Origin of the sequence: Prevotella heparinolytica, from assembly GCF_002998535.1 — a bacterium.
Lineage (GTDB): Bacteria > Bacteroidota > Bacteroidia > Bacteroidales > Bacteroidaceae > Bacteroides > Bacteroides heparinolyticus.
Genome location: NZ_CP027234.1, coordinates 2162627 through 2186824 on the forward strand (window position 1 = coordinate 2162627; position 24198 = coordinate 2186824).

Below are 24198 nucleotides of genomic sequence, written 5' to 3' on the forward strand. Positions count from 1 at the left end.
TTTAGTCATTTACAATTTAATTTTAGCAAGTGCCGCACAGAGATTTTACAAAGAATACGACAACTACCAGAGCGAAGCCTGCAACAATGATGGTAGAGTATATGTTGGAGATACATTTCCAACGCTCGATCCATACTTTGTTGTTCCAGCCCAACGACTGCATGGAACTCCAGAACCCGTGTGTCAGGTGGAACCACAATGCCGCCAACCAGATGAGATAAAGCACTACGAATACCGGATTGCTGAATGTGTTCTGAATGTGATAAATGCCATTGGCAGCATACGCCAGCGTCATTGTGTCAGCATGCATGCCCATGTTGTGCATCAGTTCGGGCAACTGCATCTTAGACCAGAAGTTCACCATGTGCAAAGCCAGACCGACAATAACGATGATACCCAATACGAGCATGTTCTGCGAAGCCCATTCCACGTTTTTCGGTTTGTCTACCACTGCATAGCGTTCGTTACCGCGGGCTTTGCGGTTCTGCATAGTCAGCCAGAAAGCATAGATGATGTGGATGATGAACAAGGCGGCCAAACCTGCTGTGGCTGCCAGCGCGTACCAGTTTGCTCCCAGGAACTCACAAACCATGTTGTATCCATCGGCCGAGACCAATGCTACAAGGTTCATCGCCATGTGAAACGTTAGAAACAGGACAAGGGCGATACCGGTAACGCTCATCACCACTTTCCTTCCTACAGATGAATTACTTAACCACATAAATGATTGAATTTAAGTTATTTAATAGTTGGAAATATTATTTATTGAAGACACTTTCACTATTTTCTCGCAAAAATAGAGGAAAAACCTTGATTAAGCAAGGAATTAAAGAAATTATTCCATAATAGAGGAAAGGACATGGAAGACCCGTGAAACAAGCCTCCAAATTACTACCTGAGTTAGGGATAGGTAGTTCCTTTTGCTAAAGATGAGGGGCAGCATCCTATCGGACGGATATTTCCCAGATGTACCGGTTTACGGCGATCAACCGGAAGAGAAGAGAGCCTTTTACGCCGACCGCCCTCCCTCTGTTTGACAGCTGCAAGCCTTTGTCGTGACAGAGGCAAGTGTTCAAGCCGACAGACACTTGTGCCTGACGTGACAGACACAAGTGTTTGAGCCGTCAGATGCAAGCGTCTGACAAGTCAGGAGTAAGCAACTGATAATCAATAAACATTTACTTTGAAATACAGGTCGCCGGGTGGGTTATCGACCTGCTTCTTATCCCGAATTCAGGTAAATTACTCGTCGTCCGAATCTTTTTCTTGTCTTTTATAAACGATTGTAATTTTCTCTCCGCTTACCAACCGCTTCCTAAGGTTACGAGGAGTATCACCAAAAGAATCTTTACAAAAATGCGCAAAATGAGATAGAGAATCGAAGCCGTATCGGGAACTGATGACCGAGATACGTTGCTTGGTATATTGCAAATCATTCAAGATGCCTTCCCGTTTCTTGTCCAGAATCCATTCGTACACCGGCACTCCATACATGTTTTTAAAGAGACGGCGGAAAGTAGTGGTGGTATATCCTCCCAAATGTGCGAACTCTTCCACATTCTTCACCTTGTCGTAATTCTGCATCACAAAATACTGGAAGCTTTCCGTGTACGTACTGATGGGGTAGAAGAAAGAACTGATTTGAGGCAACGGATAATAGCATGTCAGGATGTACACCAGTTCCTTACATTTTATTTCCAGATACCTGCCGCAGGCATAAGGTTGATCCTTGAGATAGGCCACCAGGAAGTCCAGTTGATTTTGCAGTGCGGCGATTGCTGTCAGCGGGGTATAGGTCAGCGGAGCTTGCGAACGTTCCAATATCTCTTTGTAACGCTCTTCGCATAGCACCGGAAGCTCGGTGAACCAATACACGATATATTCCACTTCTGTCAAAGCCAGCAACTCCACTTTGGAGCCGATGGCTTGCAAAATGATTTGGCGGCTTTGGAGGGTGGTTCCGGGATATTCTTCACTGTTTACAAGCAATTCGCCCTGCAACATAAAGAGCATGCAGTTCTGGGTAAACTTTTCGGCAGGGAAATGTTGCCCCTTGGAATAATGGTGATAAACCAATACTCCTTCCGATTTTTGGGGACATTCATTACAGTTAATCTGTCGCTTGCAATAAGTTTCCAATCCCATGAAATAATTAGCGAATTATAATAAACTAATTGACAAAGATAGAGCTTTTTTATGAAAACTCTATCAGTTTATTCTATCTTTGCACCAAACCAATAAGTTAATTGATGAAAAGAAATGTTTTTTGTGCATATTTCGCCCTACTTATCGCGTTCAACCTCCCGGCTCAAAACTGTGATATTGACATTTTGCACAAAGTGAACAGCTGGAATGGGCAGTTCATACGCAACTACAACAAGATTGTTTCGGTAACGGAACCGTACATCGCTGTCGGTGTCCCCGTAGCCATGGCTGCCGTGGCTTGGATCAGGCACGATAAAGAGTTGTTAAAAGATGCGGCCTACATAGGTACCAGTGTGGCCGGAGCGTTCGCCGTGACCTATGGCATGAAATATCTGGTAGGCCGTGAGCGTCCTTACGACAAATATCCCGATAGGGTGCATGCCTACAGTCATGAAAACAGCCCGTCTTTTCCATCCGGACATACGGCAACGGCCTTTGCCCTTGCCACCTCACTCTCTCTGAAGTATCCCAAATGGTATGTGATAACCCCCTCGGCTTTATGGGCCTGCTCTGTCGGCATCTCGCGCATGAACGAAGGGGTACACTACCCGTCGGATGTACTGGCAGGCGCGGTGGTGGGTGCAGGGTGTGCCGTGGCCAACGCCTACATTAACCGTTGGCTGAACCGCAGGTTGTTCGGAAACTGAAATTCTGTTTATTCAGCTTTTATCGTCTCCTCATACTTCCCCTCATTCAATATCTTCAGAGCTTGATCCACGCTGCTATTGGTAGCGTTCATCACTTGGAAATACTCGTTCATATCCCATAGGTCACGGGCAATCAGGGCTTTGAGTTGGGTCTTGATCAGCGGTAACGAGCGGCTGTACTGTTCTTCGTTGAAAGCGATTTTCTCGTTGTCGGCCAACGTGCGCAGCCCTGCAAGCATTTCGTCGTCTATCTCGAACTTTTCATTGAATGCCTCAAACTTCTTATAGAGGTTCTGCAACTCTTTCCTGCGCTTCTCGATATATTTTGCAACTCCTTTGATGACCACACCTTTGGCCACGAGATTGCGGTGATAATCCGTATATCGGGTGGTGTCAATCGGGACAAAGAAATCCGGCATGATGCCTCCGCCCCCGTAGACAATACGCTCCATGCGCTTTGTCCGGACTTTCAGCGAGTCCGCAAAATGTATGCTGTCTGCATGAATCATTTCCCCATGATTGAAACGGTCTGTCAGTTCCTGATTGTATTTTTCCTGACTGCCTTCTCCGCCCGTCCGACCGTCAAGGTTGGCAGTGTTGTCATAGGGCTTCTGAATACAGCGGCCCGAAGGGGTGTAATAGCGGGCCACGGTGAGACGTATCATCGAACCGTCGGGCAGGTCGAGAGACCGTTGTACCAGCCCTTTGCCGAAGGTGCGGCGACCTACCACCACTCCTCTGTCCCAGTCTTGCACGGCACCGGTCACGATTTCACTGGCCGAAGCAGAATACTCGTCAACCAACACGACAAGACGTCCCTGCTTGAAGTTGCCCGTTCCTTTGGCAAAGAAATCGCTGCGGCGCGCAGCTCTTCCTTCGGTATAGACTATCAACTCTTTTTGTTGCAGGAATTCATTGGCAAGGTCGATGGCGGCATTCAAATAGCCTCCCCCGTTTCCTTGCAGGTCGAGAATCAAATCTTTCATACCTTTCTTCTGCAAGGCTTTCAATGCTTTTACAAACTCCTCGGCGGTGGTCGCCCCGAAACGGTTGACGCGTATGTAGCCGGTCTGCGGCTGTATCATGTACGAGGCGTCCAGACTGAGAATGGGTATTTTGTCGCGCTTCACCGTAAAAAACAAGGAGTCGTCCACGCCACGGCGCACGACAGTCAGCTTCACTTCCGAATCCTTCGGGCCGCGCAAACGGGACATGATGTCTTCCGTGCTCATCTTTACCCCTGCGATGGCACTGTCGTTGACAGCCACAATACGGTCGCCGGCAAGAATGCCCACCTTCTCCGAAGGACCGTTGCTCACGGGTTGTATGACGAGCAGCGTGTCTTCTATCATCTGAAACTGCACGCCGATGCCCTCGAAATTTCCTTGCAAAGGCTCGTTCATTTTCTTCACCTCTTCGGCATTGTTGTAGGTGGAATGCGGGTCGAGTTGCGCCAGCATCCTGATGATGGCCTCTTCTACCAGCTTGTTTTCATCCACCTTGTCTACATAAAGGTTGGTAATGGCAAACTCGGCCATTTGCAATTTGCGCAAGGCTTCGTTGTTCGAATTCTGCGCCTGCACCGTCGCAAGGCACAGGCATGCTATGATAAACAGTATTTTTTTCATATCGTTTCTTCTATTTCCGGTCAGCCGGCGGAATTTCCATTCCTTCCGGCAGGAACATGCTGATGTCTTTGCCGAATTGCAGCAATTCGCGAACGATGGTAGAGCTGACACACGTCAGTTCCGGCTCGGTGAAGAGCAGGATTGTCTCGATTCCCGTCAGTTTGCGGTTGATGTCGGCAATGGTTTCTTCGTATTCAAAGTCCTTCACGGTGCGGATACCGCGTATTATCAGGTTGGCGTCCACCTGTTTGGCAAAGTCGATGGTCAGACTGTCGTAAGCCTGTACCATGACGCGAGGCTCATTCCGATAGTAGTCGCGTATCATCTGTTCGCGCTTGTCAAGGGGGAAATACGTATTCTTGTTTTCGTTGATACCGATGCCGATGACAATCTCGTCTATGAATGTCAACGCACGGTTCACCACCGAAGCATGCCCGATAGTAAAGGGGTCGAATGTTCCCGGAAAGATGGCTCTTCTCATGACGCTAAATCTTCTTCTATAACCAGATTGTTGATGATAAAGGTTTGCCGCTCCATGGTGTTCTTTCCCATGTAGAATTCCAGCAACTCCTTCACGAGGTCTGTCTTGCGCAGGGACACCTGCTCCAAGCGCATATCCTTACCAATGAAATACTTGAACTCGTCGGGCGATATTTCGCCCAATCCCTTGAACCGCGTGATTTCGGGGTTGGGGCCTAACTCCTCAATGGCTTTTACGCGCTCCTCTTCCGTGTAGCAGTAGTTGGTCTTCTTCTTATTACGCACACGGAACAAGGGAGTTTGCAGGATATATACATGCCCTTTCTTTATCAGGTCGGGGAAGAATTGCAAGAAGAACGTGATGATGAGCAGGCGGATGTGCATGCCGTCCACATCGGCATCGGTGGCTACGATTACTTTGTTATAGCGCAGCCCCTCTATGCCGTCTTCTATGTTCAGGGCGGCTTGCAGCAGGTTGAACTCTTCGTTTTCGTACACCACTTTCTTGGTCAGTCCGTAAGAGTTGAGGGGCTTGCCCCGCAGACTGAATACGGCCTGTGTGTTCACATCTCGGCTTTTGGTGATGGAGCCGCTGGCAGAGTCGCCCTCGGTGATGAATATGCACGACTCTTCTTCCTGCGCTTTTCCTTTCCCGTCGCTCAGGTGGTAGCGGCAGTCGCGCAGCTTGCGGTTGTGCAGGTTGGCTTTCTTGGCACGTTCGCGTGCCAGTTTGGTGACTCCGGCAATGGCTTTGCGCTCTTTCTCGGAGTCTTGTATCTTTTGCAGCATCACCTCGCTGACCAACGGATGCTTGTGCAGGTAGTTATCCACCTCGGTCTTGATGAAGTCGCCCACATATTTGTTCACCGTGGGTCCTGCGGCTTTCTGTTCCTGGGGCACGGCGGGCCACATGTTGTTGCTGCCCAGCTTCGTCTTAGTCTGGCTCTCGAACATCGGCTCCTCCACGTCAATGGCGATAGCCGCCACCAGTCCGTTGCGGATATCGGCATACTCCTGATTCTTATTGAAGAACTCCTTGATGGTTCGGGCGATGTGTTCCTTCAGTGCCGTCTGGTGTGTTCCGCCCTGAGTGGTGTGCTGCCCGTTGACGAAAGAGTAATACTCCTCGCCGTACTGATTGGTGTGCGTAAAGGCTATTTCGATGTCCTCGCCTTTCAGGTGGACGATGTCGTAGAGGCCTTCGCTGGTCATGTTGTCCTTCAGCAGGTCTTCCAACCCATGACGGGAGACGATGCGCTGACCGTTATATATAAAGGTAAGACCGGTATTGAGATAAGTGTAGTTGCGCAGCAACCCTTCGACAAACTGGTTCTGGAAAGAATAGTTCAGGAACAGTCCGCCGTCCGGTTCGAAGAAGATGTAGGTTCCGTTCTCTTCGGTGGTGTCTTCGGTGGTGTCGGCTTGCAGCATGCCCCGCTCGAAGGTGGCGGAGCGCACTTTGCCGTCGCGATAGCTGCGCACCTCGAAGCGGGCGCTCAGCGCATTGACGGCTTTGATGCCCACACCGTTCAGCCCCACGCTCTTTTTGAAGGCTTTCGAGTCGTACTTGCCGCCGGTGTTCAGTTTGCTGACGGCTTCTATCAGCTTGCCTTGCGGGATGCCCCGTCCGTAGTCGCGCACGCTGACGCGCAGGTTGTCTTCGATGGCAACTTCAATTTTCCGCCCCGCTCCCATCTTGAATTCGTCGATGCTGTTGTCCATCACTTCCTTCAGCAGCACATAGATGCCGTCGTCGCTTTGCGAGCCGTCGCCCAGCCGGCCTATGTACATGCCCGAACGTACACGGATGTGCTCCATGTCGTCGAGGTGGCGGATATTGTCGTCGGTATATTCTACGGTAGAAGTGGCGGAGTTGTCCGGCAGGGTGTTTTCGCCGTCCGGAGATAAGAGCAGGTTGTTGTTTTCTTCCATTATTCTATTTTACGATGCTTCCGGTTGATACTTTATGAGGAGAACGCAGAAAAAACACTTTGTGATTTTCCGGGCACGGGTTGCACCGATTAAGACGGATTCTATGCATCGAACCCATGCCGTCCGTGCCCGGAACATCATAAAACAGCGTTGCCATGCGCTCGCTATTGCGCAAAAATAATCAGAAAATCGGAGCTTCGCAAAGAAACGGACGTTTTTTGGGACGATTTTACATCTTACTTTATTTCCTTCACGAAACAGCGTCTGCGTTTATGCTGCTCCGTCTTGAAGTACTCCCACTGTGCCTGCACCTTGCCGTTCATCTCCAGTTCGGGATTGCTTTCGGCATATTCGAAGCCGAGTTTCCGATAGACGGGAATGAGGTCGGAGAAGAGCAGCGCATTGACGCCTTTGTTCTGATATTCGGGCTTCACGGCCACAAGCAGCAGGTCCAGTATCTTGGGATATCGTTTCAGGAAGATGGTCTTGCCCAGATAATACCAGCCGAGGGGCAGCAAGCGCCCGTTGCTCTTTTGCAACGCTTTAGAAAGCGACGGCATGGATAGGCCTACGGCTATCAGGCGGTCGTCGGCATCGGTGATAAGCGTCACCATGCGCAGGTCGATGATGGGCAGGTACATCCTGATGTATTGGTCTATCTGCCGTTGCGAAAGGGCGGAATAGCCATAGAGCGGCCGGTAGGCCTCGTTCATCAGTTCGAAGATGGCCTGTCCGTATTTCTTGGCAAGCGTCCGGGCCGAGGTGCATTTCACCACGTTCAGGTTGTATTTGCGCTGAATCAGCTCGGAGATGCGTTTGTGCTTGTCGGGGATGTCGTTGGGGATGTAGATTTTGTACTCCACCCAGTCGGCATCTTTCTCGAATCCCATGCGCTCTATGTGCGTGCTATAATAAGGATAGTTGTAGGTAGTGGACATGGTGCTGAGCTGGTCGAAGCCTTCGATGAGCATGCCTTCGGCATCGAAGTCGGTGAAGCCCAACGGCCCTTGTATGTGCGTCATGCCTCGTTCCTTGCCCCATTGCTCCACGGTGCGCATCAGGGCTTCGGACACTTCGGCATCGTCTATGAAGTCTATCCATCCGAAGCGGACATCTTTCTTGTTCCACGTCCGGTTGGCTTTATGGTTGATGATGGCTGCCACGCGGCCCACGATTTCGCCGTCGCGAAGTGCCAGAAAATAATCGGCTTCGCAGAACTCGAAAGCTGCGTTTTTCTTCTTGTTGAAGGTGTTCAGCATGTCGTCGAAGAGGTCGGGCACGGAATAGGGATTCTCTTTGTATAACCGGTAGTTGAACCGGATGAACTTCTCCAGCTCTCTTCTTGTAGAAACTTTTTTGATTGTAATAGCCATATCTGTATATTGTTATGCGGCGCAAAGATACTTTATTCTCCTTAAAAAGAGATATATCTGTCCGAAAAATGGATGCAGGCACATTCTTCTCGCTTCAGACGAAGTGCGTGTTCAGGCGTTATAGACGAGCACAGCCGTGTAGGCGATGTAGCACAGTACCATCAGGCTGCCCTCTACGCGCGTGATGGTGCGCTTGCCGAAGAACACGCCGACGAGCCAGAGCAATATACTTGCCCCGATGAGCACCAGCAAATCCATGTTGTTGATGCCTCCTAAATGCAACGGAGTGATGGAAGCCGCGCAGCCCAACACGAAGAAGACGTTGAAGAGGTTGCTGCCTATGACGTTTCCGATGGCTATCTCGGGATTCTTCTTCAGGGCGGCTACCACACTGGTGGCAAGTTCGGGCAGCGAAGTACCGCCTGCCACCAGCGTAAGGCCGATGACGGATTCGCTGACACCCAGACTGCGGGCTATGCCGCCGGCACCCTCCACAAAGAAATTACCGCCGAGGATGAGTCCTGCCAGTCCGCCGAGAATATAGAGCACCGACCTCCACAAGGGAAGTTGTTTTATCTCTTCCTCCTCTCCGCCCTCGTTTCCGCCTCGCGCAATGGCGAGCGTATAGCTCAGGAAAATAATAAAGAAGCAGAGCAGCACAAGCCCGTCGGTGACGCTGATGACGTTATCTGTGCTGCCATCGAGCAAAATGTCGTTGGCACAGAATAAGAGCACCACGGACGAAAGGATGCAAAGCGGGATTTCTTTGACCAGCGTGTTACGCGTCACCACGATTGGGGCAACGAGTGCCGTGCAGCCCACAATCATCAGTACGTTGAAGATATTGCTGCCCACCACGTTACCTATGGCCAGGTCGGCACTGCCTTTCAGGGCAGACGACACGCTGACCGTCAGTTCGGGAGTGGAAGTACCGAAAGCCACGATGGTGAGTCCGATGACAATGTTCGGGATGCGGAAACGTTTGGCCAAAGAAGCGGCACCGTCTGTCAGGCCGTTGGCTCCCAAAAGGATAAGGAGGAGGCCTCCGATGAGAAGAAGTATGTTCATAACGATTGGTTTTGGGTGCAAAGATAGCAAGAGTATCATTTTATACGCTCATTCTCTTGTGAAAATAAAGCCATGGAAGTTTCAACCGCCGCTTATATAGCTACGGTTCCTTCCCCCGGCCACCACCCCGAGGGTTCATTTCTTTTTACAAACTTCCATAGGATGCGGAATGCCCGCTTCCCGGACACCGAGCAAAGCCTCGTTCCTCGGTGAGGAAGAGGGTGTTCCTCGGTGAGAAACGACCCGTTTCTCGGTGTCGGAAGAATACCCCATCCAGAGCACCTTCTCGGCGGGGTACGACAATCCTCAAGGAGCTTCGGATAAATATTGACATTTGCACCATCCGCCTCTCATGCCGCGAAGGAACGGGCATGGAGCTTTGGCTGATTCTTCGTGCCGCTATTCCCCTTTATAATCTTGGGTAGTGTGCCTCACCGGTGAGCAGTCGTAAGGGAACTTCTGCGTCAGTTTTCCTTTGAGCACCAGCTTCACGTCGCTGCCGGGCCGGGCAAGGGTCAGGCAGAAAGTCAACTGCAACCGCTTGTAGTAGACGTTGGCTGCATAAATGTTCCACTTGGAAGGTACCATCTCCACCTCCAAGCTTTTCTCTCTCAACACCTTGTCCTTGATATACTTGATTTCGTAATCAAGAAAAAGAGGCTCTTCGCCCATAATGATCTTTCCGCCTTCTATGCGGTCGGGCAGATTCACAAAGCGTTTTTCAGAGCTTATCCAAGAGAGAAAGTTTTCTGTACGGTCATCAAAACTGAACCGGCAGGTGGCCTGTTGGTTGAGGAAAGGATAAACGGTGAATGGCTCCACCTCGTCGCCTCCACCTTCTATCCGATACTTCATACCGTAGTGGCCGGCTTCGGCTTCCGATAGACCGTCGCCCTCTTCCAGCGTGTAAATAAGTGATTCTATTTCGTAAAAACTACGACAGACGTTTTGTTCGATGACAACTTGTTCCTTGTAAAATCCCTCTTTCATCTCAAGGTTGAGGATGAGGAAACGGCGTTCTCCCAAATCGAAATTATCTTTCAAGTGCAGGCTGAGGTGGGTGTCGGTGTCGCGTTCCAAGTCCCACCAACGGTAGTGCAGGCTTCCTGTCTCCTCCAATTGCAGGGGCTTGCCATACCGGTCCGTCATGGCCTCTCCCCAAGGGGTGACGACGGAGGCGATGCGCCATCCGCCGCGCGACATGTCTATTTGCAAGGTGCAGGCTTCGCCCTCCACGGTGATTTTGCGGAAAGGAGCAAGGGTGATATCGTCGTCGCCATCGCAAGCCGTCAGCAAGCAGGCAAGAAGGACGAACGGCAAAGCGAACGACCGGAATAACAAGGTTGTTTTCATCTCTATCTTCAGTTTGGTCTTCATCCGTCAAAGACGGAGCAGGTTAATGAATGTATCGGCAAAGGTATGCGTTTTCTGCAAAAAGAGTGCCGCAGAGCGAGTTTTTCTGAAATAGATGTCGTATCTTGCAGGCAGAAATCTATAATACGGAAAACCATGAAATATCAACTTGCCATTATCGGCGGAGGCCCTGCGGGATATACGGCCGCCGAAGCTGCCGGAAAAGCCGGCCTGAGTGTAGTCCTGTTCGAGAAACAAAACCTTGGCGGAGTATGCCTGAACGAGGGCTGCATCCCCACCAAAACCCTGCTCTACTCGGCAAAGACCTACGACGGGGCGCGCCATGCCTCCAAATATGCGGTCAACGTGCCCGAAGCGTCGTTCGACCTGCCCAAGATAATAGCCCGCAAACAGAAGGTGGTGCGCAAACTGGTATTGGGCGTAAAAGGCAAACTCACCGCCCACGGGGTGAACATCGTAAGCGGCGAGGCCGTGATTGTGGATAACCACCACGTGCAGTGCGGCGAAGAGACCTACGAATGCGACAACCTGCTGCTGTGCACCGGCTCGGAGACATTCATCCCTCCCATTCCCGGCGTAGACCGAGTGCCTTACTGGACACACCGCGACGCGCTGGACAACAAAGAGCTTCTCGACTCGCTCGTCGTCATCGGCGGCGGCGTCATCGGCATGGAGTTCGCCTCTTTCTTCAACAGCTTGGGCGTGCAGGTCACGGTCGTCGAGATGCTCGACGAAATCCTCGGCGGCATGGATAAGGAACTCTCCGCCCTGCTCCGTGCGGAATATGCCAAACGGGGCATCCGCTTCCTGACGGGCACGAAAGTGACCGCCCTGTCCGAAGCCTCATCGGCAGAAGGCCTCCCGCAAGTGCAGGTGAACTATGAGGACGCCCAAGGTACAGGTTCCGTGGTGGGCCACAAGCTGCTGATGAGCGTAGGCCGCCGGCCCGTGACGAAAGGCTTCGGACTGGAGAACCTGAATCTTGAAAAGACCGAGCGCGGCAGCATCCGTGTGGACGGGCACATGCAGACCTCCCTCCCCGGCGTCTACGTCTGCGGCGACCTCACCGGTTTCTCGCTGCTGGCACACACTGCCGTGCGCGAAGCCGAAGTAGCCGTACATCATATCATAGGCAAGGAAGACGTCATGAGCTATCGCGCCATCCCCGGCGTGGTATATACCAACCCCGAAATAGCCGGTGTGGGAGAAACCGAAGAATCCCTACAAAAGAAAGGCATCGCCTATCGTGCCCTCAAACTTCCGATGGCTTATAGCGGCCGCTTCGTAGCCGAAAACGAGGGCGTGAACGGCGTATGCAAGCTACTGCTTGCCGACGACGACACCGTGCTGGGAGCACACGTGCTGGGCAACCCCGCCTCCGAAATCATCACGCTGGCAGGCATGGCCATCGAACTAAGACTCACCATCGGCCAATGGAAGAAGATTGTTTTCCCGCATCCCACGGTGGGGGAGATATTCAGGGAGATGGTGTAAAAGGCAATAATTCCAATCAGAAATAATGAAAAAGTTTTTATTCTTTTTTATTTTATTTGTGTGCCACACATACGATAGCCGGTCGCAAGATACCGCACCTGTTACCGCTAACCGTTTTTCCATTACCGGAAAAGTCCCCTCTCTTCCTGATGGAATAGTTATCGGCTTGTACCAATCGGATGGACAACTCCTTATACCGATGACTCTCGACACTGTTGCGGATGGAAAATTTGCTTTCAGCGACACCGTCTCTTGTACAAAGTCGCTGATGCTTATCTCTTCGGATGAGGGATTTCCCTCGCAGTGGCTGGACGTGTGGGTGGCTCCGGGCAAACAGATAACCGTCACCGGAGAAGACAGGCTGCTTCCCCTTTGGCGGGCAGAAAGCGATATTGCTGAACAGCATGAGCAAAATCTTTTTCAAGATGCTTCGCGTGAGTTGAACAGGAAGCATCTGATTTATAATGCGGCCGAGTGCGGTTGGCTTCGGAAAATGCAATTGGAGCATGCAGGTGATAAGGAATTTGCCCGGCTGGCATGGGCAAAGGTGGACTCTCTGCGCCAGTATTCGTTCCCCCTGATGCGTGCAGTCTACAAAAAAGAGCTGGATTATATGGCGACGTCTCCAATAGGCAAAGTCTTTATGACAAAGTTGCTGACTTATGCACAGATGAGTTCTTCAAAAGAGTTCATGCCCTACTCCGACGAGCTGAAAGCCCTGTACGCCCGGCTGCCCGATTCCGTGAAACATACGCCCGAAGCGGAGTTGGCGTATCAATACCTCTATCCTGCCGCTACGGTCGGGGTGGGCGATGAAATGGTTGATGGCGAATTGTACGATGTTCAGGGGGGAAGTCATCATCTTTCCCAATTTAAAGGACGCTACATTCTATTCGATTTTTGGAGCTCCGGGTGCGGCCCTTGCATCGAGTCTCTTCCCGAACTGGAAGAAATTGCAGAACTGTATAGGGATTTGGCTATTGTCAGTATCAGCATCGACCCCCAAAAGAGCTGGAAAGCTTTTGTAGAGAAAAGACAGATGAAGGGTAATCAATGGAACGAACTTCGCAAAGCAGGCACAGGTCTTGCCATGTCTTATGGAGTGAAAGGATATCCTCACTATGTCTTGATTGCTCCCGATGGGAAGATACAGAGTATATGGGGAGGTTATGGCAAAGGCTCCTTGCTCAAAAAGTTGAAAGAAGAAATCAACATCGGGATAAATTAAAAAAACAATAACGACACATGAAAACCATCAAACTCATCACATGCAAAGATATCTTTCAGGCACACGTCATTCAGGGTGCTTTGCAGAACGAAGGGATTGCTTCCATCCTGCATAATGAAAACATGTCCGGCATAATGCAAGGGTATACGTGCGACACCCGTTTTGAAAATCCCGTAGCAAGGAAAGAGGAGGACAAGCAATAATCATGTGTATGGAGGTCAGTCAAAACAGAAAGGATATATTTACGAGGAGAAAGTGGCTGCCGGTACTGCTCTGCTTCTATTTATTGCCTATTGCCGCTCAAAAGGACATAGATAGGCCGAACAGCCTCTCTTCCCGCCTCGACACGCTCATCAAACAGATGCTTCCTGCCGGTTCCAACGTGGGCATCTCGGTGTATGACCTGACGGACGGCAGGCCGTTGTACGAGTATCAGGCCGATATGCTTTCCCGTCCCGCCTCTACCATGAAGCTGCTTACCACCATCACCGCCCTTGCCCGCCCCGAAGCCGACGAACCGTTCCGCACCGAAGTGTGGTACAAGGGAACGGTTGCACGCGACACCCTGCAAGGCGACCTATATATAATAGGTGGATATGACCCGAAATTTGACGACTCCGCATTGGACTCGTTGGTAAACGCCGTGGCACGGTTGCCGTTCAGCGTGATTCACGGAAGAGTGTACGGCGACATCTCCATGAAAGACTCCTTGTATTGGGGAAACGGATGGGCATGGGACGACACCCCCGAAGCCTACCAACCCTACCTTTCGTCGTTGATGCTGAACAAAGGCACGGTCACTGTGGCCGCCACACCCGGCGAGCGGGGAGGGACCGCACGACTATCGTGCATCCCCGCCTCTTCATACTACACTCTGACCAACCAGACAAAGTCTCAAACCCCTTCTGCCGGCCGTTTCCATGTGTCGCGCAACTGGCTGGAAAACGGAAACCGCATCATCGTAACCGGAAACGTAGACAGGCGCCGGGAGGCAACCGTGAATATCTACTCTTCGCAAGACTTCTTCATGCACACCTTTATGGAACGCCTGCAAGCACGGGGCATCCGGTGCATTATGCCCGAAGAACACATCCCCTCTTCCGGCTATATCTTCGGCGAATTATTGAGAGACAGCCTTTCCGTGCAGGTAACAGTATATGAGACGCCCGTGCAACATGTGGTGAATGAGATTATGAAAGAGAGCGACAACCTCAATGCCGAAGCCCTGCTTTGCCGTCTCGGAGCACAATATACCGGCAAAAAGCATGTTTCGGCGGACGACGGACTTTCCGCCATCCGCATGCTGATAAAACAGCTGGGACACAACCCCGACGACTACAAGCTGGCAGACGGTTGCGGACTGTCCAACTACAATTACATCTCTCCGGCATTGCTGGTAGGTTTCTTGAAGTACGCCTATTCACAAACCGACATCTTTGCGAAACTGTATAAGGCATTGCCCATTAGCGGAGTGGACGGCACATTGAAAAACCGGATGAAAAAGGGCACGCCGGCCTACAAGAACGTCCATGCCAAGACCGGCTCTTTTACAGCCATCAATTGCCTTGCCGGATATGTGAAAGCGGCAAACGGACACGAAATAGCTTTCGCCATCATGAATCAGAATGTGCTTTCGGGCAGGGCAGCACGGGCATTTCAGGATGCCGTGTGCGAGGAGATAATTAAATAACAGAAGATATAGGCTCTGAAACAGACAAATTCAAAGATTTATACGATTTGTTAGTGTTTTCATATGATTTGTTAGTCCCGCCAACGCATATATTCCATTAATTTGTAAGAAAGAAACAGCCCCGGCGGCTTGACGTTCAAAGAGAATATCATTTCTTATAAATAATCAGACGAATATGAAAAAAAGAAAATTCAAAATCAAGTGGTTGCTTCTTCTGCTATGTGGCATGTTGGCAATGGTTGCTTGCGAGAAAGAAGAAGAAGGCGGAAGCATTACCTTAAAAGGCGACACCAACCTTGAAGAAAACAAGGTGGGCACGGTGTTGAACAGTATGGTCAGGCTGATTATCGGTGACAAGCGTTTGATAGGGTCCGGTAAATCGAAAGTTACCGCCAATGACGACGGCGTTATCGAAGTAGAGCTTTCGATGCAGACAGAATCCGAACCGTTGAACAACGTGCTAAGCCGCCTTGCCGGTTATGCGGAAGAGTTCAATATCGATGATTCTTTCAGCACTTCCGGCGGGAACATCAAAGCAAAAGGCAAACTGTTTAATTCCACGGATGGAGTGGCAATCGTCAACTCGTCCGGCAGGCAGGCGGTTGTCATGAAATACGATGTCAATGTGGGAGATACTTGGACGTATAAGACCAAAAAGGGAACCGTGGAGACTTTCAAAGTCACGAAGAAATCGACAGACAATGATTACAACATGGGGTTCACAAAGATTAAGGTGGTACAAGTGGAGCAGATTCCTGCCGAACCGGGAGTAACGAAAGTGGTCTACACCGGAAACCATAAATTCGGATTGGTGGAAGTGGCCGTTCATCTTGAGGACGGTTCTGTCATAAGCCTCTTTAAATAAACGGAAGGAGTATCTATTTCTCTCTCTTGTCGTGCCTTTGACGATGTTTGCAGCAGAAAGATGAGAAAAGACAATGAAACTACAAGAAACGGAGATATGCTCCTGACAGCCGGTGGAATAGTTTTTATCCTCTTGGGACTGTCGGGGGTATATTTCTTTGTGATGCAAGGCATAAAACCCGCTTGGCTGCAATGGAACGTATTTACGCTTTGTTCCTGCTACATAGATACGAAGACGTTTGCTTTTATTCCGAATAATCAGGGAGACGAGTTGGCCGTTGCGTTCTACTGCTTGGGATGGCTGTTGCTCATATACAGGTCGAAACGCTCGCTGCTAAACAAGCAAGCGTTGGTGGTCGGCATGTTCATGCTAGGCTATTTGCTACTGCATGGCTTGGCCGTGGTCTATTTCATAGGAGCATGCCTGATATCGACACCGCCTATTTTAGCCTTCGGAGATACATTCAAGAAACAATACATCAAGAACTGGCTGAGATTGAAATAAATTCGGTATCATTATCCTCGTTTGTGCCATTCTTTCTACCACCCTATACGCCTTATCCCTCCGGTTCTCTCCTGTACTGCGCAGGCGACATGCCCAAATGCGCCTTCACATACTTGCCGAAGAATGACTGGTTGGAGAAATTGAACTCATCGGCAATCTCTTTGATGGATTTGTCCGAGTGCTTCAGTCGAAGCTTTATCTGCTCGATGGCATATTCGTTGATCCATTCCATGGCGGTGCGTCCGCTCACCTGCTTGATGACGGCCGACACGTATTTGGGCGAGTAGCACAAGCGATCGGCAAAGTAATTCACCGTGCGGTGCATACCGTTGGCTTTGGAAAGTTCCATCAGGAATTGCTTGAACACATAGCTTCCACGCTTGATGCCACCTCCCTGCTGTTGCTCCTCTTTACCGGCCTGCTCATAAAGCACCGACATCACCTCGCAGAAAAAGGCAGAGAAAAGATGTTGCAAGATATCCTTATGGAAACGCCCGGGCACACTGTTTATCTTTCCTTTGATGAGCTGTTCATAATAATGAGCCAAAGGCGGCTTTCCGCTTTCGCAAGGACGCTGTATGGGGTGTTTGTTGAGGTAAAAGAACATGTTATCCATCCCCTCTTCTTTTTTGACTGCACGGTTCAGGAACTGAATGGAAAAGCCTGTCATTCTTATCCGGGTGCCGGGCGAGAACATGATGCGGCTCAACACCATGGTGGGCAGACAAATGAGGACGTCATACGCATTCAATTGATAATTCTTCCCATTGACGTCCAGCTGTACATACCCTTCCTGGCACAGTACGATGAGGAGAAACTGCATCCTTACGGCTTCTTCGGGATGAAGAGAAGGTATCTGGAACTGATCGGTCATCATCACATAGTCATCCATATACATGAACTGACTGCTGTAGGGCTTGAGGTCTTCAAAAGAGAGTTCTTTGATTGTTCTATTTTCCATTGTCCTATTATTCCTTATTGAATAGTGCAAAGATGGTCAATAATCCCTTAATCAAAATGTCCTATTTACTCTTAGCATTGTTCTATATTACTTATTTCCTGTACCATAGATTGAAAAAAGAAAAAGAATAGAAAAAAAAGAACATTACTGTGGAATAATATGTTACGTCAATGATATTCTATAATCCTATTTTTGCCGCAGTTTTTAATATTATATTAGGAATATGATAAAGGTAAATGGAAAATGGATACGGCTGATGATGTTCATCAGTGGTACAATGTGGTTGACATCGTGCAAACAAGCACCGGACGCTCAGGTAAAATCTTCGTATGCCACCATGAAGGTGACTACTACCGACAAGGAATTTTCAACTTCTTACTCTGCCACCATCCGCGGACGACAGGACATCGATATCTATCCGCAGGTATCGGGAACGATAGAACGGCTCTGTGTGACGGAAGGACAGAAAGTACGTCGCGGGCAATTGTTGTTCGTTATAGACCAAGTGCCCTATAGGGCGGCCCTCAAGACAGCGGCGGCCAATGTGGAGGCGGCACGCGCTTCGCTGGCCACCGCACAACTGGCTTATGACAGTAATAAGGAGTTGCATACACAAAAGGTGGTTTCACAATACACACTACAAATGTCGGAGAACTCCTATCTTTCTGCCAAAGCACAACTCTCGCAGGCAGAGGCTCAGGAGGTAATTGCCCGCAACAACCTCTCTTACACCGAAGTGAAGAGTCCTTCCGACGGAGTGGTGGGAGCATTACCCTACCGGGTGGGCGCTTTGGTGAGTGCCGCCATACCGCAGCCGCTCACCACGGTAAGCGACAACAGCGACATGTACGTCTACTTCTCCATGACGGAGAATCAACTGCTGGCTCTCACTCGCGAACACGGCACGATGGATGAGGCGCTGAAAGCCATGCCCGAAGTTCAGCTTCAACTGAACGACGGCTCCATGTATGAGCAAAAGGGAAAGATAGAATCTATCAGCGGCGTGATAGACCGCAAGACGGGAACCGTGTCGGTGCGCGCCATATTTCCCAATGCCTCGCGTCTGTTGCATAGCGGTGCGTCGGGCAATGTAGTGATACCGAGTACATATAAACAATGTATCGTTATTCCGCAAGGTGCCACAGTGCAGCTTCAGGACAAGATCATAGTATATAAGGTAGTAAATGGCAAAGCCGCCTCCACCTTGATCAGCGTGGCATCGGTAAGCGACGGACGCGAGTATGTGGTGCTGGACGGATTGAAGCAGGATGATGAGATTATCTCCGATGGTGCCGGATTGGTGAGAGAAGGAACGCAAGTGAAGTAAGGAGGAAAAGATTTTATGAAAGGAAATATATTCATTAAGCGGCCGGTGATGGCTATTTCCATCTCGCTGCTGATACTGATAGTCGGGTTCATCTCGCTCCTCACCCTCCCGGTGGAGCAGTATCCTGACATAGCACCGCCTACGGTGCAGGTCAACGCCACCTATATAGGCGCCGATGCGGAAGCAGTGATGAACAGTGTCATCATGCCCCTGGAAGAGAGTATCAATGGTGTGGAGAACATGATGTATATCACTTCTACCGCCACCAACGCCGGTACGGCTACGATAAACGTTTACTTCAAACAAGGCACTGATCCCGACATGGCTGCGGTGAATGTGCAGAACCGTGTAGCGAAAGCACAAGGCTTGCTGCCTGCCGAAGTAACGAGAATCGGTGTCACCACGCAAAAACGGCAAACCAGCTTCTTGCAGGTCAACACGCTGGTCAGCACCGATGGGACCTACGACGCACGCTTTTTGGCCAATTACCTCGACATCAACATCATCCCTGCCGTGAAACGTGTGGAAGGCGTGGGCGACGTGATGGCACTGGGCGATACGTACAGTATGCGCATTTGGCTGAACCCCGAACGCATGGCACAATACGGACTGGTACCTTCGGACGTGACCGCCGTGCTGGGCGAGCAGAACATCGAAGCACCTACCGGTTCGCTGGGTGCCAACTCGAACAACGTGTTCCAGTTTACAATGAAATACAGCGGACGGTTGAAGAGTACGGAAGAGTTTCAGAATATCGTGATTCGTTCGTTGGAAGACGGCTCCGTACTGCGCCTGAAGAACGTGGCCGATGTGGAACTGGGTGCGCTTTCTTACAGTTTCCAAGCCGAAACCGACGGGCATCCGGGTGTCACTTTCATAGCCTTCCAAGTGGCGGGTGCCAATGCCACGGAGGTGAATGCCAACATCGCCGAACTGCTGAAAGATATGAGCAAGGATTTGCCCAAAGGCACGGAGTTTATCACTCTGATGAGTTCCAACAACTTCCTCTTCGCTTCTATCCACAATGTGGTAGAGACGCTGGTCATTGCCATCATTCTGGTGATTCTTGTGGTTTATTTCTTCCTTCAGGATTTAAAGAGTACGCTCATTCCTTCTATCTCCATCATCGTGTCATTGGTAGGAACGTTTGCCTGTATGACAGCAGCGGGATTCAGCATCAACATTCTGACGCTGTTTGCCCTCGTGCTTGCCATCGGTACGGTAGTGGACGATGCCATTGTGGTGGTGGAGGCGGTGCAGGCCAAGTTCGATGCCGGCTATACCTCGCCCTATAAAGCCACGAAAGACGCCATGGGCGATGTGACGATGGCTGTTATCTCTTGTACTTGTGTGTTCATGGCCGTGTTCATCCCTGTGACGTTCATGGGTGGAACATCCGGTATCTTCTATACACAGTTCGGTGTGACGATGGCTACCGCCGTAGGCATCTCCATGGTTTCCGCCTTGACGCTGTGTCCGGCACTGTGTGCCATCATGATGCGCCCCTCGGACGGGAAAAAGAGCCCCAAAAGCATCAACGGACGGGTACGGGCCGCTTATAATGCTTCGTACAACGCCCTCTTAGGCAAATATAAGAAAGGAGTGATGTTCGCCATCCACCATCGCTGGATGACATGGACTTCACTGGGCATTGCCACCGTACTGCTCGTATGGCTTATGGCTACTACGAAGACAGGGCTTGTGCCGCAGGAAGACCAAGGATTCATCATGATTAACGTCAGCACGGCTCCGGGCAATACGCTCGAAGAGACTTCCAAGGTATTGAATAAGGCAGAAGCCTTGTTAAAGGATGTGCCCGAAGTGCAACACTACTCCAAAGTGGCCGGCTATGGATTGTTGTCCGGACAAGGCACTTCTTACGGTATGATTATGGTACGCCTTAAAGATTGGAGCGAGCGCAAAGGCAAGGAGCATTCGTCCGATGCCGTAATGGCACGCCTCAACGCACGGTTCCAAAGCATCAAGGAGGCACAGATATTCAGTTTCCAAATGGGTATGATACCGGGCTACGGTATGGGTAACTCGGTGGAACTGAACATGCAGGACAAGACGGGTGGAGAGAAATCTGTGTTTTATCAGAATGTGATGCAATTTCTCGGCGCATTGAACCAGCGTCCGGAAGTAGCGGTGGCCTATACCTCGTATGCCATGAATTTCCCGCAACTGTCGGTAGAGGTGGATGCCGCCAAATGCAAGCGTGCAGGTATATCGCCCGCCACGGTGCTCGATGTGCTGAACAGCTACTGCGGCGGCGGATATATATCGAACTACAACAAGTATGGCAAGGTTTACCGGGTGATGATGCAGGCTTCTCCGGAGTTCCGGCTCGACGAGCATGCACTGGACAACATGTTCGTGCGCAATGGGACGGAGATGGCTCCCGTAAGCCAGTTCGTCACGCTGAAGAAGGTGCTCGGCCCGGAAACGGCAGACCGATTCAATCTTTACAGTTCTATTTCGGTGAACGTCAATCCGGCTGCCGGATACTCTACCGGTGAGGTGCAAAAGGCCATCGAAGAAGTCGCCGCCCAAGCATTGCCCTCCGGATATGGTTACGAATACGGCGGCATGGCTCGCGAAGAAGCCGGCAGCGGCGGCATGCAAACAGTGCTGATTTACGGTATCTGCGTGGTGCTTATCTTCTTGATTCTGTCATGTCTTTATGAAAGTTTCCTCATACCGTTTGCCGTCATCTTCTCCGTACCCTTCGGACTGATGGGTTCGTTCCTCTTTGCGAAGTTCTTCGGCTTAGAGAACAACATCTATTTGCAGACGGGTGTCATCATGCTCATCGGTTTGCTGGCCAAGACGGCCATCCTGATTACGGAGTATGCCGTGGAACGTCGCCGCAAGGGCATGGGCATTATAGAGAGCGCTTATGCTGCCGCACAAGCTCGTTTGCGCCCCATCCTGATGACGGTGCTCACGATGATATTCGGTATGCTTCCGTTGATGTTCTCCTCCGGTGCGGGTGCCAATGGCAACTCATCTCTCGGAACGGGTGTCGTGGGCGGTATGATGATAGGTACGTTGGCATTGCTTTTCGTGGTGCCCGTGTTCTACATTATCTTCGAGTTCCTGCAAGAGAAAGTACGCACGCCGAAACACGAGGATGCCGATGTGCAGGTGTTGCTGGAGAAACAACGGAGTGAGAAAGAGAAGGAAAACAAATAAGAAGAGGAGATATGGCAAATGTACGAAGAGTGTTATTCATTTCTGACGGAACAAGCAGTAGCATTTGTCATTGCGTTCCTCGTGGTGTACATCTTAGATAAGATAGATACCGGAAAGAACTTTTTCCATTCAAAACATAAATAAAAAAAACGAAAGCATGAAGAAGAAAAATACATTTCTGTTAGTCGCCCTCGGTTCATTGTTGAGCAGTTGTGGCGTCTACACCAAATATAAGCCGGCCACCTCCGTACCCGACAATCTGTATGGCGAATATTCCGCAACGGAAGACGACTCTGCCAGTTTAAGAAACATGGAGTGGCGCGAACTTTTCACCGACCCACAGTTGCAGGCCCTCATCGAACAGGCTTTGGAGAACAACACCGACTATCAAACGGCACAGCTCCGTGTGGAAGAGGCCGAAGCTACTCTGCTGTCTGCAAAGCTCGCCTTTCTGCCCTCCTTTGCTTTGGCACGGCAAGGAACAGTGAGCAGCTTCGACGGAGGCAAGGCCACACAAACCTATTCCCTGCCGGTTACTGCCGGTTGGGAACTGGATGTGTTCGGCCGTATGCGCAATGCCAAAAAACAGTCTAAGGCGCTCTATGCACAAAGTCTGGACTATCGTCAGGCAGTACGTACGCGCCTCATATCCGGGGTTGCCAATACGTACTACACCTTGCTGATGCTGGACGAACAGCTTGTTATCTCCCAACAAATGGAAGAAGCATGGAAAGAAACTTTAGCTTCTACCCGTGCCCTGATGAAGGCGGGCATGAGAAACGAAGCGGCAGTTTCGCAAATAGAAGGCACTTACTATCAGGTACAGACTTCCGTCCTCGACTTGAAAAAGCAGATAAGCCAAGTAGAGAACAGCCTTGCCTTATTGCTGGCAGAAACACCTCGCCACTACGAGCGCGGTGTGCTGGCAGGGCAGCAATTCCCGACAGGCTTTTCCGTTGGTGTTCCCGTGCGGATGCTTTCCGCCCGGCCCGATGTCCGTTCGGCCGAACGGACACTGGAAGCGGCATTCTACGGAACCAACGCGGCCCGCTCTGCATTCTACCCCTCCATCACCTTGAGCGGAAGTGCAGGCTGGACCAATGCGGCGGGTTCGATGATTGTGAATCCCGGTAAGTTCCTTGCCTCGGCAGTGGGCTCGTTGACGCAACCCCTCTTTGCACGTGGGCAGGTCATCGCGCAGTATCGCATTGCCCGTGCCCGACAGGAAGAAGCAGCCCTTGCCTTCCGGCAGACATTGTTGAAAGCCGGCAGCGAGGTGAACGACGCTTTGACTGCATGGCAGACAAGCATAGCCAAAAGCGAATTGCTGGACAAGCAGGTGACTGCTCTGCAAACAGCCGCAAAAAGTACTTCCCTGTTGATGGAGCATGGCAACACCACTTATCTGGAGGTGCTCACCGCCCGGCAGACATTACTCAATGCGCAACTGTCGCAAACAGCCAACCGCTTTGCCGAGATACAAAGTCTGATAAACCTTTATCAGGCATTGGGAGGCGGCGAGGAATAGATGCCCCCGTAAGAAAGGCTCATTCCTCCGACCCCGCCCATCAACGGCATTGAAAATATTCACCCCGAAAGCCTTTAAAAAGGCCTTCGGGAACCAATCAAAAAAAACAAGGCAGATTGGGTTCTATACCGATCCTACATGAGTCGCAGACTGATGTAGGATCAGTCGTATACAGAGAGGACATCGGTGAAGTGCACCCCAAAAGTCGGACGGGTTAAATATTGCCTGAATTCGGCATAAGAAGCAAGTAGATAACCTCACCCGGCGGCTTGTGTCTTAAAGTCAAATCTCATTGCTTATCAGACGTTTACCACTGCCCCGTCAGGCACTTGCGTCTGACGGCTCAAACACCTGTGCCTGTCACGTCAGAGACTTGTGTCTATCGGCTTGGACACTTGCCTCTGTCAAGACAAAGGCTTGCAGCTGTCAAAACAGGGGGGAGGGCGGTGGGCGTACTCAGGTAAATATTATCCGTTTATTGAAAGAGTTTACGGTTTCATTCTCAAAATGTCTATCCGCACCGTACGGACATCTGTTCGCACGGTGCGAACAGAGTTTCATCCGAGGAGCAAACAACTTTATTTCATACCGCTTACAAGTTTGTTCCACGATTTTCAAGAGTTTTCTGTATAGAGAGAAGCCGCCTTGCATTCGGAGACGGAGAAACGTTTAATTGTTTTAGTGATAAACAGTTATTTA

18 protein-coding genes and 1 pseudogene are annotated in these 24198 nt (G+C 50.5%); 10 read left to right on the forward strand and 9 right to left on the reverse strand.

All coding sequences use genetic code 11. The annotated features are described in order from the left end of the window. Positions 1 to 22 precede the first annotated feature (22 nt). Positions 23 to 721 (reverse strand): succinate dehydrogenase/fumarate reductase cytochrome b subunit, encoded by a 699-nt coding sequence (locus tag C3V43_RS08825; RefSeq protein WP_106069491.1) that lies wholly within the window; start codon positions 719 to 721, stop codon positions 23 to 25. A 521-nt stretch (positions 722 to 1242) separates the two neighbouring features. Next, positions 1243 to 2145, reverse strand: a complete 903-nt coding sequence (locus C3V43_RS08830) for a helix-turn-helix domain-containing protein (RefSeq protein ID WP_106069492.1) — start codon at positions 2143 to 2145, stop codon at positions 1243 to 1245. Positions 2146 to 2249: 104 nt separating this feature from the next. Between C3V43_RS08830 and C3V43_RS08835 the strand changes: the two genes are divergently transcribed. Next, complete coding sequence (locus C3V43_RS08835) at positions 2250 to 2852, forward strand: phosphatase PAP2 family protein (protein ID WP_106069493.1); 603 nt, start codon at positions 2250 to 2252, stop codon at positions 2850 to 2852. Between the two features lie 8 nt (positions 2853 to 2860). Here C3V43_RS08835 and C3V43_RS08840 read toward each other — a convergent pair whose 3' ends face one another. From C3V43_RS08840 to C3V43_RS08865, 6 genes are all read right to left on the reverse strand, one after another. Continuing rightward, positions 2861 to 4480: a S41 family peptidase gene (locus tag C3V43_RS08840; RefSeq protein ID WP_106069494.1), complete on the reverse strand. Its 1620-nt coding sequence runs from the start codon at positions 4478 to 4480 to the stop codon at positions 2861 to 2863. Positions 4481 to 4490: 10 nt separating this feature from the next. Next, positions 4491 to 4961, reverse strand: coding sequence for a pantetheine-phosphate adenylyltransferase (gene coaD, locus C3V43_RS08845; protein ID WP_106069495.1), 471 nt, complete (start codon positions 4959 to 4961; stop codon positions 4491 to 4493). Next, a complete protein-coding gene (locus C3V43_RS08850) occupies positions 4958 to 6892 on the reverse strand; it encodes a DNA topoisomerase IV subunit B (RefSeq protein WP_106069496.1) in 1935 nt (644 codons plus the stop codon). Before C3V43_RS08850 ends, coaD begins: the two co-directional genes overlap by 4 nt. A gap of 236 nt (positions 6893 to 7128) precedes the next feature. Then, on the reverse strand, positions 7129 to 8265 hold the full coding sequence (locus tag C3V43_RS08855) for a GNAT family N-acetyltransferase (protein WP_106069497.1): 1137 nt from the start codon (positions 8263 to 8265) through the stop codon (positions 7129 to 7131). Positions 8266 to 8376: 111 nt separating this feature from the next. Next, the gene (locus C3V43_RS08860; RefSeq protein ID WP_106069498.1) at positions 8377 to 9333 is read right to left on the reverse strand and encodes a calcium/sodium antiporter; all 957 of its coding nucleotides are present in this window, start codon (positions 9331 to 9333) and stop codon (positions 8377 to 8379) included. Positions 9334 to 9732: 399 nt separating this feature from the next. Then, positions 9733 to 10686, reverse strand: a complete 954-nt coding sequence (locus C3V43_RS08865) for a hypothetical protein (RefSeq protein ID WP_106070530.1) — start codon at positions 10684 to 10686, stop codon at positions 9733 to 9735. 156 nt (positions 10687 to 10842) lie between these two features. Between C3V43_RS08865 and lpdA the strand changes: the two genes are divergently transcribed. The 6 genes and pseudogenes from lpdA to C3V43_RS08895 all read left to right on the forward strand — a co-directional run bounded on the left by lpdA (position 10843) and on the right by C3V43_RS08895 (position 16488). Next, complete coding sequence (gene lpdA, locus C3V43_RS08870; RefSeq protein WP_106069499.1) at positions 10843 to 12201, forward strand: dihydrolipoyl dehydrogenase; 1359 nt, start codon at positions 10843 to 10845, stop codon at positions 12199 to 12201. Between the two features lie 25 nt (positions 12202 to 12226). Further along, positions 12227 to 13429 (forward strand): TlpA disulfide reductase family protein, encoded by a 1203-nt coding sequence (locus C3V43_RS08875; RefSeq protein ID WP_106069500.1) that lies wholly within the window; start codon positions 12227 to 12229, stop codon positions 13427 to 13429. A gap of 17 nt (positions 13430 to 13446) precedes the next feature. Then, a pseudogene (locus C3V43_RS08880) lies at positions 13447 to 13584 on the forward strand (putative signal transducing protein); the annotation flags it as partial. A gap of 56 nt (positions 13585 to 13640) precedes the next feature. Beyond that, complete coding sequence (dacB, locus tag C3V43_RS08885; RefSeq protein ID WP_106070531.1) at positions 13641 to 15119, forward strand: D-alanyl-D-alanine carboxypeptidase/D-alanyl-D-alanine endopeptidase; 1479 nt, start codon at positions 13641 to 13643, stop codon at positions 15117 to 15119. A gap of 175 nt (positions 15120 to 15294) precedes the next feature. Further along, positions 15295 to 15984, forward strand: coding sequence for a hypothetical protein (locus C3V43_RS08890; protein WP_106069501.1), 690 nt, complete (start codon positions 15295 to 15297; stop codon positions 15982 to 15984). Positions 15985 to 16044: 60 nt separating this feature from the next. Further along, complete coding sequence (locus C3V43_RS08895) at positions 16045 to 16488, forward strand: hypothetical protein (RefSeq protein WP_106069502.1); 444 nt, start codon at positions 16045 to 16047, stop codon at positions 16486 to 16488. Positions 16489 to 16540: 52 nt separating this feature from the next. Here the strand turns inward: C3V43_RS08895 and C3V43_RS08900 are convergent, their stop codons facing one another. Continuing rightward, positions 16541 to 17449 (reverse strand): helix-turn-helix domain-containing protein, encoded by a 909-nt coding sequence (locus tag C3V43_RS08900; RefSeq protein WP_106069503.1) that lies wholly within the window; start codon positions 17447 to 17449, stop codon positions 16541 to 16543. Positions 17450 to 17672: 223 nt separating this feature from the next. Here C3V43_RS08900 and C3V43_RS08905 point away from each other — a divergent pair, with 223 nt between their 5' ends. The 3 genes from C3V43_RS08905 (at position 17673) to C3V43_RS08915 (ending at position 23499) form a co-directional block, all read left to right on the forward strand. Further along, positions 17673 to 18776, forward strand: coding sequence for an efflux RND transporter periplasmic adaptor subunit (locus tag C3V43_RS08905; RefSeq protein ID WP_106069504.1), 1104 nt, complete (start codon positions 17673 to 17675; stop codon positions 18774 to 18776). Between the two features lie 15 nt (positions 18777 to 18791). Further along, a complete protein-coding gene (locus tag C3V43_RS08910) occupies positions 18792 to 21971 on the forward strand; it encodes an efflux RND transporter permease subunit (RefSeq protein ID WP_106069505.1) in 3180 nt (1059 codons plus the stop codon). 157 nt (positions 21972 to 22128) lie between these two features. Beyond that, a complete protein-coding gene (locus C3V43_RS08915) occupies positions 22129 to 23499 on the forward strand; it encodes a TolC family protein (protein ID WP_106069506.1) in 1371 nt (456 codons plus the stop codon). Positions 23500 to 24198 lie beyond the last annotated feature (699 nt).

Excerpts from the sequence above, each read along its gene's own strand:
- C3V43_RS08860 (WP_106069498.1), bottom strand. The coding sequence starts at position 9,333 with ATGAACATACTTCTTCTCATCGGAGGCCTCCTCCTTATCCTTTTGGGA.
- C3V43_RS08855 (WP_106069497.1), bottom strand. The coding sequence starts at position 8,265 with ATGGCTATTACAATCAAAAAAGTTTCTACAAGAAGAGAGCTGGAGAAG.
- C3V43_RS08850 (WP_106069496.1), bottom strand. The coding sequence starts at position 6,892 with ATGGAAGAAAACAACAACCTGCTCTTATCTCCGGACGGCGAAAACACC.
- C3V43_RS08900 (WP_106069503.1), bottom strand. The coding sequence starts at position 17,449 with ATGGAAAATAGAACAATCAAAGAACTCTCTTTTGAAGACCTCAAGCCC.
- lpdA (WP_106069499.1), top strand. The coding sequence starts at position 10,843 with ATGAAATATCAACTTGCCATTATCGGCGGAGGCCCTGCGGGATATACG.
- C3V43_RS08840 (WP_106069494.1), bottom strand. The coding sequence starts at position 4,480 with ATGAAAAAAATACTGTTTATCATAGCATGCCTGTGCCTTGCGACGGTG.
- C3V43_RS08915 (WP_106069506.1), top strand. The coding sequence starts at position 22,129 with ATGAAGAAGAAAAATACATTTCTGTTAGTCGCCCTCGGTTCATTGTTG.
- C3V43_RS08835 (WP_106069493.1), top strand. The coding sequence starts at position 2,250 with ATGAAAAGAAATGTTTTTTGTGCATATTTCGCCCTACTTATCGCGTTC.
- C3V43_RS08910 (WP_106069505.1), top strand. The coding sequence starts at position 18,792 with ATGAAAGGAAATATATTCATTAAGCGGCCGGTGATGGCTATTTCCATC.
- C3V43_RS08905 (WP_106069504.1), top strand. The coding sequence starts at position 17,673 with ATGATAAAGGTAAATGGAAAATGGATACGGCTGATGATGTTCATCAGT.
- dacB (WP_106070531.1), top strand. The coding sequence starts at position 13,641 with ATGGAGGTCAGTCAAAACAGAAAGGATATATTTACGAGGAGAAAGTGG.
- C3V43_RS08865 (WP_106070530.1), bottom strand. The coding sequence starts at position 10,686 with ATGAAAACAACCTTGTTATTCCGGTCGTTCGCTTTGCCGTTCGTCCTT.
- C3V43_RS08875 (WP_106069500.1), top strand. The coding sequence starts at position 12,227 with ATGAAAAAGTTTTTATTCTTTTTTATTTTATTTGTGTGCCACACATAC.
- C3V43_RS08895 (WP_106069502.1), top strand. The coding sequence starts at position 16,045 with ATGAGAAAAGACAATGAAACTACAAGAAACGGAGATATGCTCCTGACA.
- coaD (WP_106069495.1), bottom strand. The coding sequence starts at position 4,961 with ATGAGAAGAGCCATCTTTCCGGGAACATTCGACCCCTTTACTATCGGG.
- C3V43_RS08890 (WP_106069501.1), top strand. The coding sequence starts at position 15,295 with ATGAAAAAAAGAAAATTCAAAATCAAGTGGTTGCTTCTTCTGCTATGT.
- C3V43_RS08830 (WP_106069492.1), bottom strand. The coding sequence starts at position 2,145 with ATGGGATTGGAAACTTATTGCAAGCGACAGATTAACTGTAATGAATGT.
- C3V43_RS08825 (WP_106069491.1), bottom strand. The coding sequence starts at position 721 with ATGTGGTTAAGTAATTCATCTGTAGGAAGGAAAGTGGTGATGAGCGTT.